13 protein-coding genes and 1 tRNA gene are annotated in these 14,126 nt (G+C 68.1%); 11 read left to right on the forward strand and 3 right to left on the reverse strand.

The genetic code is table 11. The features are described from left to right. Positions 1–90: 90 nt before the first annotated feature. The gene (locus ACZ4E1_RS37980) at positions 91–723 is read right to left on the reverse strand and encodes an NAD(P)-dependent oxidoreductase (protein WP_467548250.1); all 633 of its coding nucleotides are present in this window, start codon (positions 721–723) and stop codon (positions 91–93) included. Between the two features lie 107 nt (positions 724–830). On the opposite strand from ACZ4E1_RS37980, the gene ACZ4E1_RS37985 reads away from it, so the two are divergent. Then, positions 831–1,436: a TetR/AcrR family transcriptional regulator gene (locus ACZ4E1_RS37985; RefSeq protein ID WP_467548252.1), complete on the forward strand. Its 606-nt coding sequence runs from the start codon at positions 831–833 to the stop codon at positions 1,434–1,436. Between the two features lie 42 nt (positions 1,437–1,478). Here ACZ4E1_RS37985 and ACZ4E1_RS37990 read toward each other — a convergent pair whose 3' ends face one another. Together ACZ4E1_RS37990 and ACZ4E1_RS37995 are read right to left on the reverse strand one after the other, a co-directional pair. Continuing rightward, complete coding sequence (locus tag ACZ4E1_RS37990; RefSeq protein WP_467548254.1) at positions 1,479–2,501, reverse strand: adenosine deaminase; 1,023 nt, start codon at positions 2,499–2,501, stop codon at positions 1,479–1,481. Positions 2,502–2,638: 137 nt separating this feature from the next. Next, positions 2,639–3,877, reverse strand: a complete 1,239-nt coding sequence (locus ACZ4E1_RS37995; protein ID WP_467548256.1) for a pyridoxal phosphate-dependent aminotransferase — start codon at positions 3,875–3,877, stop codon at positions 2,639–2,641. A 214-nt stretch (positions 3,878–4,091) separates the two neighbouring features. Between ACZ4E1_RS37995 and ACZ4E1_RS38000 the strand changes: the two genes are divergently transcribed. The 10 genes from ACZ4E1_RS38000 (at position 4,092) to rpoB (ending at position 14,120) form a co-directional block, all read left to right on the forward strand. Further along, a tRNA-Trp gene (locus ACZ4E1_RS38000) sits at positions 4,092–4,164 on the forward strand. Between the two features lie 107 nt (positions 4,165–4,271). After that, the gene (secE, locus tag ACZ4E1_RS38005; protein WP_255976248.1) at positions 4,272–4,559 is read left to right on the forward strand and encodes a preprotein translocase subunit SecE; all 288 of its coding nucleotides are present in this window, start codon (positions 4,272–4,274) and stop codon (positions 4,557–4,559) included. Between the two features lie 77 nt (positions 4,560–4,636). Further along, a complete protein-coding gene (gene nusG, locus ACZ4E1_RS38010) occupies positions 4,637–5,518 on the forward strand; it encodes a transcription termination/antitermination protein NusG (protein WP_467548258.1) in 882 nt (293 codons plus the stop codon). A 167-nt stretch (positions 5,519–5,685) separates the two neighbouring features. Beyond that, a complete protein-coding gene (gene rplK / locus ACZ4E1_RS38015; RefSeq protein ID WP_016645192.1) occupies positions 5,686–6,120 on the forward strand; it encodes a 50S ribosomal protein L11 in 435 nt (144 codons plus the stop codon). A gap of 77 nt (positions 6,121–6,197) precedes the next feature. Next, a complete protein-coding gene (rplA, locus tag ACZ4E1_RS38020; RefSeq protein ID WP_467548260.1) occupies positions 6,198–6,929 on the forward strand; it encodes a 50S ribosomal protein L1 in 732 nt (243 codons plus the stop codon). A 112-nt stretch (positions 6,930–7,041) separates the two neighbouring features. Further along, the gene (locus ACZ4E1_RS38025; RefSeq protein ID WP_467548262.1) at positions 7,042–7,740 is read left to right on the forward strand and encodes an SCO4651 family lipoprotein; all 699 of its coding nucleotides are present in this window, start codon (positions 7,042–7,044) and stop codon (positions 7,738–7,740) included. 114 nt (positions 7,741–7,854) lie between these two features. Then, on the forward strand, positions 7,855–8,778 hold the full coding sequence (locus ACZ4E1_RS38030; RefSeq protein ID WP_467548264.1) for an SCO4651 family lipoprotein: 924 nt from the start codon (positions 7,855–7,857) through the stop codon (positions 8,776–8,778). A 261-nt stretch (positions 8,779–9,039) separates the two neighbouring features. Further along, a complete protein-coding gene (gene rplJ / locus ACZ4E1_RS38035) occupies positions 9,040–9,570 on the forward strand; it encodes a 50S ribosomal protein L10 (protein ID WP_467548266.1) in 531 nt (176 codons plus the stop codon). Positions 9,571–9,680: 110 nt separating this feature from the next. Beyond that, positions 9,681–10,067, forward strand: a complete 387-nt coding sequence (gene rplL, locus ACZ4E1_RS38040) for a 50S ribosomal protein L7/L12 (RefSeq protein ID WP_207824936.1) — start codon at positions 9,681–9,683, stop codon at positions 10,065–10,067. A gap of 567 nt (positions 10,068–10,634) precedes the next feature. Next, the gene (rpoB, locus tag ACZ4E1_RS38045) at positions 10,635–14,120 is read left to right on the forward strand and encodes a DNA-directed RNA polymerase subunit beta (RefSeq protein WP_467548268.1); all 3,486 of its coding nucleotides are present in this window, start codon (positions 10,635–10,637) and stop codon (positions 14,118–14,120) included. The last annotated feature ends 6 nt before the right edge of the window (positions 14,121–14,126 follow it).

A 14,126-nucleotide genomic window follows, 5' to 3' on the forward strand; every position in this document is an offset into this window, starting at 1 on the left:
TATGAGGACGCTCCGGCGCCTTGCGATCGCACGCACCGGACACCGCGGGGCCCGCCCTTCGGGCGGACGACGGGACTTTCGACACACGCCCTAGTACGCCACGCCCACGCCCTGCTTCACGGTCGCCTCGTCGTCGACGGCCGCCAGCATCGCGTGGGCCACGTCCGCCCGGCCCAGGAAGCGCCCCGAGCGCGGGAAGCCGCCGATGACCGTGCGGTAGACGCCGGTGACCGGCTTGTCCTGGAGCCGGGGCGGGCGCACCGAGGTCCAGTCGGTCGCGCTGGCGGCCAGCTCCGCCTCCATGGCGGCCAGATCGACGTAGATGTCCTTGAGGACGCTGCTGACGATCTTCATGGCGATCCGGTCCGAGAGCGGTGAGTCCGCGGGCTGCGGGCCGACCGGTCCCGCGCTCACGACCACCAGGCGCCGCGTGCCCTCGGCCTCCATCGCCGCCAGCACCGCGCGCGTGAGCCGCGCCGCGACCCCCGCGTCCGCCTTCCTGCGGGCGCCGAGCCCGGAGAGCACCGCGTCCCGCCCGGCGACCGCGGGGCGCAGCGCCTCGGGGTCGCGCAGGTCCGCGCGGAAGACCTCCAGGCGGTCACCGGTCACGGTGAACCGTGCCGGGTCCCGCACCACCGCTGTGACCTCGTGCCCGGCGGCGAGCGCCTGCCGGACGATCTCCTGTCCGACGCCGCCCGTCGCGCCGAAAACCGTGAGCTTCATGGGATGCCTCCAGTGCGCGTCACGTCGGTGGGTGAGTGTTCACTCACCCCCGTACCCACTAGAGTGGGTGAGCACTCACTCACCCGTCAAGCCTGGTTGGACTCCGCATGGACCAGAAGCCGGCCCGCGTCCGCATCGTCGACGCCGCTCACGACCTCATGCTGAGCATCGGCCTCGCCCGCACCACCACGAAGGCGATCGCCCAGGCCGCCGGCTGCTCCGAAGCCGCGCTCTACAAGTACTTCGCCAACAAGGAGGAGCTCTTCGTCACGGTGCTCCACGAACGCCTCCCGAAGCTCGGCTCCCTCCTGAGCCGGCTCACCGAGGGCGTCGCCGACCCCGACCGCACCGTCGAGGAGAACCTGACCGACATCGCGCGCGAAGCGGCCCTCTTCTACGAGGAGACGTTCCCGATGGCCGCGTCCCTGTATGCCGAGCCGCAGCTCAAGCGCCGCCACGAGGACATCCTGCGCGGCCTCGGCTCAGGCCCGCACAAGCCGATCCAGGGCCTCGACGCCTATCTGCGCGCCGAGCAGGCCGCCGGACGCGTCGGCGCGGGAGCCGACACCTACGCGGCCGCCTCGCTCCTCCTGGGCGCCTGCGCCCAGCGCGCCTTCGCCTACGACATGTCGCCCGACCGCAAGCCGCCGCAGTCGCTGGACGACTTCGCCACGGGCCTGGCGCGCACCCTGCTCGGCGGGATCGCGCCCTGAAGCCCTGAAGCCCTGAAGCCCTGAAGCGCCCGGCCCGGACGCTCAGCCGGTCAGCCAGGCGTCGATGCCGCCCAGGAGCCGCCGCCTCACGTCCTCCGGCGCCGCCGAGCCCCGCACCGACTGCCGCGCCAGCTCGGCCAGTTCGGCGTCCGAGAAGTCGTGGTGGCGCCGCGCGATCTCGTACTGGGCGGCCAGCCGCGAGCCGAACAGCAGCGGGTCGTCCGCGCCCAGCGCCATCGGCACCCCGGCCTCGAAGAGCGGTCGCAGCGGCACGTCCTCGGGCTTCTCGTAGACACCGAGCGCCACGTTGGACGCGGGGCACACCTCGCAGGTCACCCCGCGGTCGGCGAGCCGCTTGAGCAGACGCGGGTCCTCGGCCGCCCGCACCCCGTGCCCGATCCGGGTGGCGTCCAGGTCGTCCAGGCAGTCTCGCACCGACGACGGGCCGGTCAGCTCGCCCCCGTGCGGCGCGGACAGCAGCCCGCCCTCGCGCGCGATGTGGAAGGCCCGGTCGAAGTCCCGCGCCATGCCGCGCCGCTCGTCGTTGGAGAGCCCGAAACCGACGATGCCCCGGTCCGCGTACCGCACCGCGAGGCGCGCCAGCGTGCGGGCGTCCAGCGGGTGCTTCATCCGGTTCGCCGCGACCAGCACGCGCATCCCGAGCCCGGTGTCCCGCTGGGCCCGGTCGACCGCGTCCAGGATGACCTCGAGGGCCGGGATGAGCCCGCCCAGCCGCGGCGCGTACGAGGTCGGGTCCACCTGGATCTCCAGCCAGCCCGAGCCGTCCGCCAGATCCTCCTCGGCGGCCTCGCGCACCAGACGCTGGATGTCCTCGGGCTCCCGCAGACAGGAACGCGCCGCGTCGTAGAGACGCTGGAAGCGGAACCAGCCGCGCTCGTCGGTCGCCCGCAGCTTCGGCGGCTCCGCGCCGGTCAGCGCGTCGGGCAGCCGCACGCCGTACTTGTCGGCCAGCTCCAGCAGGGTCGTGGGCCGCATCGACCCGGTGAAGTGCAGGTGCAGATGGGCCTTCGGCAACTGACGTACATCACGTGCTACACGCTCCATCCAGTGATCCTGCCGCACACACCGGTCGTACCGGTAGCGCCTTTCCCCGTTCGGGGCCGACAGCGAACAAACAACCGGACGAACGAAGAAGCGGGCCGCCTCCGGAAGGAGACGGCCCGCCCTTGTGGACGCACGGATCAGTCGCGGGCCTCGGCCAGCAGCTTCTGGATGCGCGAGACACCCTCGACGAGGTCCTCGTCGCCCAGCGCGTACGACAGACGCAGGTAACCCGGCGTGCCGAAGGCCTCGCCCGGAACCACCGCGACCTCGGCCTCCTCCAGGATGAGCGCGGCCAGCTCGACCGAGGTCTGCGGACGCTTGCCGCGGATCTCCTTGCCCAGCAGCCCCTTCACGGACGGGTACGCGTAGAACGCGCCCTCGGGCTCCGGGCAGACGAAGCCGTCGATCTCGTTGAGCATCCGCACGATCGTCTTGCGGCGCCGGTCGAAGGCCTCGCGCATCTTCTCGACGGCGGTCAGGTCGCCGGAGACGGCTGCGATGGCGGCGGCCTGCGCCACGTTCGACACGTTGGAGGTGGCGTGCGACTGGAGGTTCGTCGCGGCCTTCACCACGTCCTTCGGGCCGATGATCCACCCCACGCGCCAGCCGGTCATCGCGTACGTCTTGGCCACGCCGTTCACCACGATGCACTTGTCGCGCAGCTCGGGCAGGAGCGCGGGCAGGGACGTGAACTCCGCGTCCCCGTAGACCAGGTGCTCGTAGATCTCGTCCGTCATGACCCACAGGCCGTGCTCGAGCGCCCAGCGGCCGATGGCCTCGGCGTCCTCACGGCTGTAGACCGCGCCCGTCGGGTTCGACGGCGACACGAAGAGGACGACCTTGGTCTTGTCGGTGCGGGCGGCCTCCAGCTGCTCCACCGACACGCGGTAGCCGGTCGTCTCGTCGGCGACGACCTCGACCGGGACGCCCCCGGCGAGACGGATCGACTCCGGGTACGTCGTCCAGTACGGGGCCGGGACGATGACCTCGTCCCCCGGGTCGAGGATCGCGGCGAAGGCCTCGTAGATGGCCTGCTTGCCGCCGTTGGTGACCAGGATCTCGGCGGCCTCGGGCTCGTAGCCGGAGTCGCGCAGGGTCTTCGCGGCGATCGCGGCCTTGAGCTCGGGCAGGCCGCCCGCCGGCGTGTAGCGGTGGTACTTCGGGTTCTTGCAGGCCTCGACGGCCGCTTCGACGATGTAGTCCGGGGTGGGGAAGTCGGGCTCACCCGCGCCGAAGCCGATGACCGGACGCCCGGCGGCCTTGAGGGCCTTGGCCTTGGCGTCGACAGCGAGGGTCGCGGACTCGGAGATCGCGCCGATCCGGGCGGAGACCCGGCGCTCGGTGGGCGAGGACGAAGGAGTAGCAGCAGCGCTCATGAAACCCATCGTTCCAGACCTGAAAGGCGCCCGGCACACGGGTTTCACGGACCGGACGATCACCTGACGATCAGGTGTAGATCCACTTCTGGTCCGTATCCGTTCGACGGAGGCCCTCGGAACACGTACACTCACTGCTCGTTGGCCTTCACCGGCCGCGCTTTCCAGGCACACACCGTGCAGTCGGGAGGATGCGGTACGTTGGGGGAAGCAAAGGGTCGTAGCTCAATTGGTAGAGCACTGGTCTCCAAAACCAGCGGTTGGGGGTTCAAGTCCCTCCGGCCCTGCTACACACTCCATCGCCAGGATGTGTGCGCATGTACGTACTGCAATGCACCGCCGTGCGGCTCAACCGGGCGCGGCACGGCCACGACCCGGAATCAGGTGAGGACGAGTGACGGACGCCGTGGGCTCCATCGACATGCCTGATGCCCAGGACGAGGCGCCGGAGTCCAAGAAGAAGGCCCGCAAGGGCGGCAAGCGCGGCAAGAAGGGCCCCTTCGGCCGCCTCGCGCTCTTCTACCGCCAGATCGTCGCGGAACTCCGCAAGGTCGTCTGGCCGACGCGTAGTCAGCTCTCGACGTACACCACCGTGGTGATCGTGTTCGTCGTCATCATGATCGGTCTGGTCACCGTGATTGACTATGGGTTCAATCATCTCATCAAGTACATCTTCGGCTGAGCCGAAAGCGGAGGGCGCCGTGTCCGGCGCCCCTTTCGCGCGTTCCACCCCTATGTATCCAGGAAGAAGCAGCCACCGTGTCTGACCCGAACCTGAACGACGCCATCGAGTCGGCGGAGTCCGTGGAGGACCAGCTCGACATCGTCGAGGCGGCGGACTCCGAGGACCCGGACCAGGCCGAAGCTGCCGACATCGCCGCCGGCGAGCCCGCCGAAGAGGCCGCCCTCGAAGTCGTCGAGGAAGCCGACGAGGCCGCCGAGGACGAGACCGTCGAGGCCGAGGCCGACGAGGACACCGCCGTCGAGGACGAGGCCGAGGAGTCCGAGGAGGAGCAGGCGCCGGTCGACCCGATCGCCGCCCTCCGCGACGAGCTCCGCGGTCTCCCGGGCGAGTGGTACGTGATCCACACCTACGCGGGCTACGAGAAGCGCGTGAAGGCGAACCTGGAGCAGCGTGCCGTCTCGCTGAACGTCGAGGACTTCATCTACCAGGCCGAGGTCCCCGAGGAAGAGATCGTCCAGATCAAGAACGGCGAGCGCAAGAACGTCCGGCAGAACAAGCTGCCCGGCTACGTGCTCGTCCGTATGGACCTGACGAACGAGTCCTGGGGCGTCGTCCGCAACACTCCCGGCGTCACCGGCTTCGTGGGCAACGCCTACGACCCGTACCCGCTGACCCTGGACGAGATCGTCAAGATGCTCGCCCCGGAGGCCGAGGAGAAGGCCGCCCGCGAGGCCGCCGAGGCCGAGGGCAAGCCGGCTCCGGCCCGCAAGGTCACCGTCGAGGTCCTGGACTTCGAGGTGGGCGACTCGGTCACCGTCACCGACGGCCCGTTCGCCACGCTGCAGGCCACGATCAACGAGATCAACGCCGACTCGAAGAAGGTCAAGGGTCTCGTCGAGATCTTCGGCCGCGAGACCCCGGTCGAGCTCAGCTTCGACCAGATCCAGAAGAACTGAGGTTCTTCCGGGAAGAGCTTCCGACCAGGTCAGGCGGGCTTTCTCAGCCCTCCTGACCTGCTCGGTTTTTAGCCGCGCATCTATACCCGTTATCGTTGTGCGGTATGCCTGCGACCGGTTGGTCCCGTCTCGTGGGCATGGACCCGATTGAAAGGACCCGGAGAGCTATGCCTCCCAAGAAGAAGAAGGTCACGGGGCTCATCAAGCTCCAGATCCAGGCCGGTGCCGCCAACCCGGCTCCGCCGGTCGGCCCCGCGCTGGGCCAGCACGGCGTCAACATCATGGAGTTCTGCAAGGCCTACAACGCCGCGACCGAGTCGCAGCGCGGTTGGGTCATCCCGGTGGAGATCACGGTCTACGAAGACCGCTCCTTCACCTTCATCACCAAGACCCCGCCGGCCGCGAAGATGATCCTCAAGGCCGCTGGTGTCGAGAAGGGCTCCGGCGAGCCGCACAAGACCAAGGTCGCCAAGATCACTGAGGCGCAGGTCCGCGAGATCGCCACGACCAAGATGCCCGACCTCAACGCCAATGACCTGGACGCCGCGTCCAAGATCATCGCCGGCACCGCCCGCTCCATGGGCATCACGGTCGAGGGCTGACACCCACCTCGTAGGTACATCCGTGGCAGGGCCTGCTCGGCCCGGACCACGACTCCTCAGAACACACAGGAGCAGTAGTGAGCAAGCGCAGCAAGTCTCTCCGCGCTGCGGACGCCAAGATCGACCGGGACAAGCTCTACGCCCCGCTCGAGGCCGTCCGTCTCGCCAAGGAGACCTCCACGACGAAGTTCGACGGCACCGTCGAGGTCGCCTTCCGCCTGGGCGTTGACCCGCGCAAGGCCGACCAGATGGTCCGTGGCACCGTGAACCTCCCGCACGGCACCGGCAAGACCGCCCGGGTCCTGGTCTTCGCGACCGGTGACCGTGCTGCGGCCGCGGAAGCCGCTGGCGCCGACATTGTCGGCTCCGACGAGCTCATCGACGAGATCTCCAAGGGCAACCGCCTGAACGAGTTCGACGCCGTCGTCGCCACCCCGGACCTCATGGGCAAGGTCGGCCGCCTCGGCCGCGTGCTCGGTCCGCGTGGCCTGATGCCGAACCCGAAGACCGGCACCGTGACCCCGGACGTGGCCAAGGCCGTGAACGAGATCAAGGGCGGCAAGATCGAGTTCCGCGTCGACAAGCACTCGAACCTGCACTTCATCATCGGCAAGGTGTCCTTCGACGACACCAAGCTGGTGGAGAACTACGGCGCGGCCCTGGAGGAGATCCTCCGCCTGAAGCCGTCCGCCGCCAAGGGTCGCTACATCAAGAAGGCCGCCATCAGCACCACGGTGGGCCCCGGCATCCCGGTCGACTCGAACCGCACCCGCAACCTCCTCGTCGAGGAGGACCCGGCCGCGGTCTGAGCCTCTCCGGAGACTCGCTGAAGTCGGCGACGGGCCCCGCACCTTCCGAGGTGCGGGGCCCGTTCCTCTTTTCCGGCCCGCCCGGTCCGGCGCTGCGCTAGCGTCGCCCCTGATGAGACACGGACGGGCGGTCGCGCTGGCCGCCGCGGGCGCACTGCTCGCGGGCTGCGGCGCCGGGCACGAAGGACACGACGGACGGGACCGCCAGGGCGTGCCGCAGGCCCTGCGGGCGGCCCGCGCGAAAGTCGCCGCGGCGGGTTCGGCCCGGATCGAGGCCACGATGGACACCGGTGACCGGCTGCGCACCCGCAGCAGCGGCGCCCTGCGCTGGTCCGGCGGCGTCGAAGGCACCCTCACGGTCCGCGTCACCGGCGGCGAACTGGCCGCCTCCACGCGCGCGTTGGGCGGCGACCCGTCCCAGACACGCTTCCTGCCGGACGCGTACTACACCCGTATGAGTGAGAAGTTCGCCCGGCTCCAGGACGGCCGGCACTGGATCCGGCACCCCTACGACGCCCAGAGCGACCTGGGCCCGGCCGACTGCCTGAAGACGCTCGCCGCGGCCGGAGACACCCACCGGGTGGGCCGGGAGACCGTGCGCGGCGTCCGCACCACCCACTACCGGGGCACCGCGGGGAAGCAGCGCGTCGACGTCTGGATCGACGCCCGGGACCTGCTGGTGCGGCGCACCCAGCGCGCGGGCGACTTCCGCAGCACCGTCCACTACCGGCACTACGGGGCCGCCGCGCGGGCCGACCGACCGCCCGGGCACGACACCGTGGACCTCGCGGACGTGCGCGCCGAGGGCTGATCGGCCGGGGGAGCGCGGGACCGGATATTCACGGAGCGCTGTCGGAGGCGTCGGATATCGTGCGGCACATACACGGGTTCGGTTCAGACACGTGTTCCAAGGGGTGGGATTGAGATGACTGTTGCCGTACGACGCGCACTCGGCGCCGCCGCTGTCACCGCGCTGCTCTGCGCCGGGGCCGTGGCCTGCGACGAGGGGTCCGAGAAGAGCGGTTCGGCCTCGGACGCGGGCACCAGTTCGCAGTCCCAGGTGACGCAGGCCCTGACGGCCGCGTTCAAGAAGACCGAGGCCGCGAAGTCGGCCAAGGTCAAGATGAGCATGACCATGAAGGGCATGGGCGCCGAGTCGGGCACGCTCACGATGTCCGGCGTCCAGGGCTGGGACCCCTCGGCGATGGACATCACCATGAACGCCTCGGGGATGTCCGCCGACGGCCCCGAGAAGTCGCGCATGATCATGCGCGACGACGTCATGTACGTGGACATGGGTGCCAAGCAGGCCGCCGACATGGACGGCAAGCGCTGGATGAAGCTGGACCTGAAGGCCGCGGCCGACGCCGCCGGCGACAAGGGGCTGCAGAAGCAGATGTCCGGCGGCCTGGAGAACATGAACCAGGACCCGGCCCAGCAGCTCGCCCTGCTCCTGGAGTCCCCGAACCTGAAGGACCTCGGTGCCGAGCGGGTCAACGGCATGGAGACCCGGCACTACAAGGGCAAGCTCACCTTCGAGCAGATGCTCAAGGCCAACAAGTCCTCGAAGCTCCTCTCCGAGAAGGAGCGCGGTGATCTTGTCGCCAACATGAAGCAGACGGGCTTCAAGGGCTACGACACCGAGCTCTGGGTCAACAAGGACGGCTACCCGGCGCGCATGGACGTCGGCATGACCATGGCCCAGGGCAAGGTGCACGTGCGGGCCAACTACACCGACTACGGCACCGAGGTCGCCGTACAGGCGCCGCCGGCCAAGGACACGATGGACCTCTTCGAGATGCTGAAGGGCCTCGGTGGAGGCCTCGGCGGGGACCTCGCCGAGGGCTGATTTGCCCCGAGCCGACCTGGTCGCGTACTCTCCCACAGAAGCCAAAGACCGCTGGTCGTCGCTGTGCACTCGCAAGAGGGCGCGGTGGCCGAAGGATCCGCTGAAACTGCGGACGACCCGCGTAGGTGACTGTGGAAGTGCTCCCGGATTCCGCTTCAGGATTCTGGTCGAGCTCACGCCCCGTGCGCCTGCGCCGGGGCGTTTCGTTTTCCCAGCCTCCTTGCGAGCGGTCCTCATCACCCGGAAGGAGGCCGACGCTCTATGCCGACGCCCGACAAGGCTGCCGCGGTAGCCGAGCTCACGGACAAGTTCCGCAGCTCGAACGCCGCCGTGCTGACCGAGTACCGGGGTCTCACCGTGGCCCAGCTCAAGCAGCTGCGCCGTTCGCTCGGTGAGAACTCCGAGTACGCCGTGGTGAAGAACACGCTGACCAAGATCGCGGCCAACCAGGCCGGGATCGACTCGCTGGACGACCTCTTCAATGGTCCGACGGCGGTCGCCTTCGTCACCGGTGACCCGGTGGAGTCGGCGAAGGGTCTTCGTGACTTCGCCAAGGAGAACCCGAACCTCGTCATCAAGGGCGGTGTCCTTGACGGCAAGGCGCTCTCCGCCGACGAGATCAAGAAGCTTGCGGACCTCGAGTCCCGCGAGGTTCTGCTCAGCAAGCTGGCCGGTGCCTTCAAGGGCAAGCAGTCTCAGGCTGCTCAGCTCTTCCAGGCGCTGCCCTCGAAGTTCGTCCGCACCGCGGAGGCGCTTCGTGCCAAGCAGGCCGAGCAGGGCGGTGCCGAGTAATTCGGCTCGCACTCTGATCGCTGCCTGAGGCAGCGGTCGAAGCGGGCCGACCGTACGCCCGCCTACATGGACAACCGGCACCAGCCGATTTAGTGGAAGGATCGCCCATCATGGCGAAGCTCAGCCAGGAAGACCTGCTCGCCCAGTTCGAGGAGATGACCCTCATCGAGCTCTCCGAGTTCGTGAAGGCCTTCGAGGAGAAGTTCGACGTCACCGCCGCCGCGGCCGTCGCCGTTGCCGCCGGTCCGGCCCAGGGTGGCGGCGACGCCGCTGCCGCTGAGGAGCAGGACGAGTTCGACGTCATCCTCACGGGTGCCGGCGAGAAGAAGATCCAGGTCATCAAGGTCGTGCGCGAGCTCACCTCCCTGGGCCTCAAGGAGGCCAAGGACCTCGTCGACGGCACCCCGAAGCCGGTCCTCGAGAAGGTCGCGAAGGACGCCGCTGAGAAGGCCGCCGAGGCCCTCAAGGGCGCCGGCGCCTCCGTCGAGGTCAAGTGACCTCGCGAGTCTGCTGACTCCTCATCGGTGAAACACCCTTCCGGGGTGTAACACCGACGTACCGAAAGGCGATCACCCAGGTGGGTGGTCGCCTTTCGGCGTTGTCTGGCACGCGGGTCGAGGGTGCCTTGCACTGCTGGTCACGCGGAGTATGGTGATCTTCGTCGTGCCTGGAGCCACCCTGGTTCGGCCGAGCGGGGGCCTTGACGAACCGCACGCGGCGCGCAATTCTCAGGACGCGTCGTCACAAGGATCCGTATCCGAGGCATGGATCGACGACGAAGAGGGCAGTAAGGATGTGCGCTCGCTCAGCGCGCAGGGCATGCGGCAGACGGTGAACGGTTGAGAACAACGAGGGTCTCAAAAAACCCGCACTGGACATCAGTGGGCCTTCTGGCTACACTGTCCCTTTGCGCTGCCTGTTAGCTGCTCCCTGCCCGTCACCAGGGGCATGCCCTCGCTTGAGCACAGTGGACCGAATCAGCCCTGACCTGGGCGTTCTGTCTCTCTGTCTGGCTTGGGACCGGTACGCGCGTAGTGAGTCCGAGCCCTCGGAAGGACCCCCTCTTGGCCGCCTCGCGCAACGCCTCGACCGCGAATACGAACAACGGCGCAAGCACCGCCCCGCTGCGCATCTCCTTTGCAAAGATCAAGGAGCCCCTCGAGGTTCCGAACCTGCTCGCGCTGCAGACCGAGAGCTTTGACTGGCTGCTCGGCAACACCGCCTGGCAGAGTCGGGTCGAGGCGGCTCTGGAGTCCGGTCAGGACGTCCCCACCAAGTCCGGCCTCGAGGAGATCTTCGAGGAGATCTCCCCGATCGAGGACTTCTCCGGGTCGATGTCCCTGACGTTCCGGGACCACCGCTTCGAGCCGCCGAAGAACTCGATCGACGAGTGCAAGGAGCGCGACTTCACGTTCGCCGCCCCGCTCTTCGTCACCGCCGAGTTCACGAACAACGAGACGGGCGAGATCAAGTCCCAGACCGTCTTCATGGGCGACTTCCCGCTCATGACGGACAAGGGCACCTTCGTCATCAACGGCACCGAGCGTGTCGTCGTCTCGCAGCTCGTCCGCTCGCCGGGTGTCTACTTCGACTCCTCCATCGACAAGACGTCCGACAAGGACATCTTCTCGGCCAAGGTCATCCCCTCGCGTGGTGCCTGGCTCGAGATGGAGATCGACAAGCGCGACATGGTCGGTGTGCGCATCGACCGCAAGCGCAAGCAGTCCGTCACCGTCCTGCTCAAGGCTCTCGGTTGGACGACCGAGCAGATCCTCGAGGAGTTCGGCCAGTACGAGTCCATGCGCGCCACCCTGGAGAAGGACCACACCCAGGGCCAGGACGACGCGCTGCTCGACATCTACCGCAAGCTGCGTCCGGGCGAGCCGCCGACCCGTGAGGCCGCGCAGACGCTGCTCGAGAACCTCTACTTCAACCCGAAGCGCTACGACCTCGCGAAGGTCGGCCGCTACAAGGTGAACAAGAAGCTCGGCGCCGACGAGCCGCTGGACGCCGGCGTCCTCACCACCGACGACATCATCGCCACGATCAAGTACCTGGTGAAGCTGCACGCCGGTGAGACCGAGACGGTCAGCGAGTCGGGCCGCGAGATCATCGTCGAGACCGACGACATCGACCACTTCGGCAACCGCCGTATCCGTAACGTCGGTGAGCTGATCCAGAACCAGGTCCGTACGGGTCTCGCCCGTATGGAGCGCGTCGTGCGCGAGCGCATGACGACCCAGGACGTCGAGGCGATCACGCCGCAGACCCTGATCAACATCCGCCCCGTGGTGGCGTCGATCAAGGAGTTCTTCGGCACCTCCCAGCTGTCCCAGTTCATGGACCAGAACAACCCGCTGTCGGGGCTGACGCACAAGCGTCGTCTGAACGCCCTCGGCCCGGGTGGTCTGTCCCGTGAGCGGGCCGGCTTCGAGGTCCGAGACGTGCACCCGTCGCACTACGGCCGCATGTGCCCGATCGAGACGCCCGAAGGCCCGAACATCGGTCTGATCGGTTCGCTCGCCTCGTACGGCCGGATCAACCCGTTCGGCTTCATCGAGACGCCGTACCGCAAGGTCGTCGAGGGTGTCGTCACCGACGACGTCGACTACCTGACGGCCGACGAGGAAGACCGCTTCGTCATCGCGCAGGCCAACGCGCCGCTCAACGACGAGCTCCGCTTCGTCGAGAACCGCGTGCTGGTCCGCCGTCGTGGCGGCGAGGTCGACTACGTGCCGGGCACGGACGTCGACTACATGGACGTCTCGCCGCGCCAGATGGTGTCGGTCGCGACCGCCATGATCCCGTTCCTCGAGCACGACGACGCCAACCGTGCCCTCATGGGCGCGAACATGATGCGTCAGGCCGTTCCGCTCATCAAGAGCGAGGCGCCGCTCGTCGGCACCGGCATGGAGTACCGCTGCGCCACCGACGCCGGTGACGTGCTCAAGGCCGAGAAGGACGGTGTGGTCCAGGAGGTCTCCGCGGACTACATCACCATCACGAACGACGACGGCACGTACACCACGTACCGCCTGCACAAGTTCTCGCGCTCCAACCAGGGCACCTCTGTGAACCAGAAGGTCGTCGTGGACGAGGGTCAGCGGATCATCACCGGCCAGGTGCTGGCCGACGGTCCCGCGACCGAAGAGGGCGAGATGGCCCTCGGCAAGAACCTGCTCGTGGCGTTCATGCCCTGGGAGGGTCACAACTACGAGGACGCGATCATCCTGTCGCAGCGCCTCGTGCAGGACGACGTCCTCTCCTCGATCCACATCGAGGAGCACGAGGTCGACGCCCGTGACACCAAGCTCGGCCCCGAGGAGATCACCCGGGACATCCCGAACGTCTCCGAGGAGGTCCTCGCCGACCTCGACGAGCGCGGCATCATCCGTATCGGTGCCGAGGTCGTCGCCGGCGACATCCTCGTCGGCAAGGTCACGCCCAAGGGTGAGACCGAGCTGACCCCCGAGGAGCGCCTGCTCCGCGCGATCTTCGGTGAGAAGGCGCGCGAGGTGCGCGACACCTCGCTGAAGGTGCCGCACGGTGAGATCGGCAAGGTCATCGGCGTCCGCGTCTTCGACCGCGAAGAGGGCGACGAGCTGCCGCCGGGCGTGAACCAGCTGGTTCGTGTCTACGTCGCGCAGAAGCGCAAGATCACCGATGGTGACAAGCTCGCCGGCCGTCACGGCAACAAGGGCGTCATCTCGAAGATCAACCCGATCGAGGACATGCCGTTCCTGGAGGACGGCACCCCGGTCGACATCATCCTCAACCCGCTGGGTGTCCCGTCCCGAATGAACCCGGGACAGGTCCTGGAGATCCACCTCGGCTGGCTCGCCAGCCAGGGCTGGGACGTCTCCGGCCTCGGCGACGAGTGGGCCCAGCGCCTCCAGGCGATCGGCGCCGACAAGGTCGAGCCGCGTACCAACGTCGCGACCCCGGTCTTCGACGGTGCCCGCGAGGACGAGCTGGCCGGTCTGCTCGAGCACACCATCCCGAACCGCGACGGCGACCGCATGGTCCTCCCGTCCGGCAAGGCGAGGCTGTTCGACGGCCGCTCCGGTGAGCCGTTCCCGGACCCGATCTCGATCGGGTACATGTACATCCTCAAGCTCCACCACCTGGTCGACGACAAGCTGCACGCCCGGTCGACCGGTCCGTACTCGATGATCACCCAGCAGCCGCTGGGTGGTAAGGCCCAGTTCGGTGGCCAGCGCTTCGGTGAGATGGAGGTGTGGGCGCTGGAGGCGTACGGCGCCGCTTACGCCCTCCAGGAGCTGCTGACCATCAAGTCCGACGACGTCACCGGCCGCGTGAAGGTCTACGAGGCCATCGTCAAGGGCGAGAACATCCCTGAGCCCGGCATTCCCGAGTCCTTCAAGGTGCTCATCAAGGAAATGCAGTCCCTGTGCCTCAACGTGGAGGTGCTGTCCTCGGACGGCATGTCCATCGAGATGCGCGACACCGACGAGGACGTCTTCCGCGCAGCGGAGGAGCTCGGCATCGACCTGTCGCGGCGCGAGCCGAGCAGCGTCGAAGAGGTCTGACGGGAG

This window comes from Streptomyces sp. NPDC025806 (genome assembly GCF_055558275.1).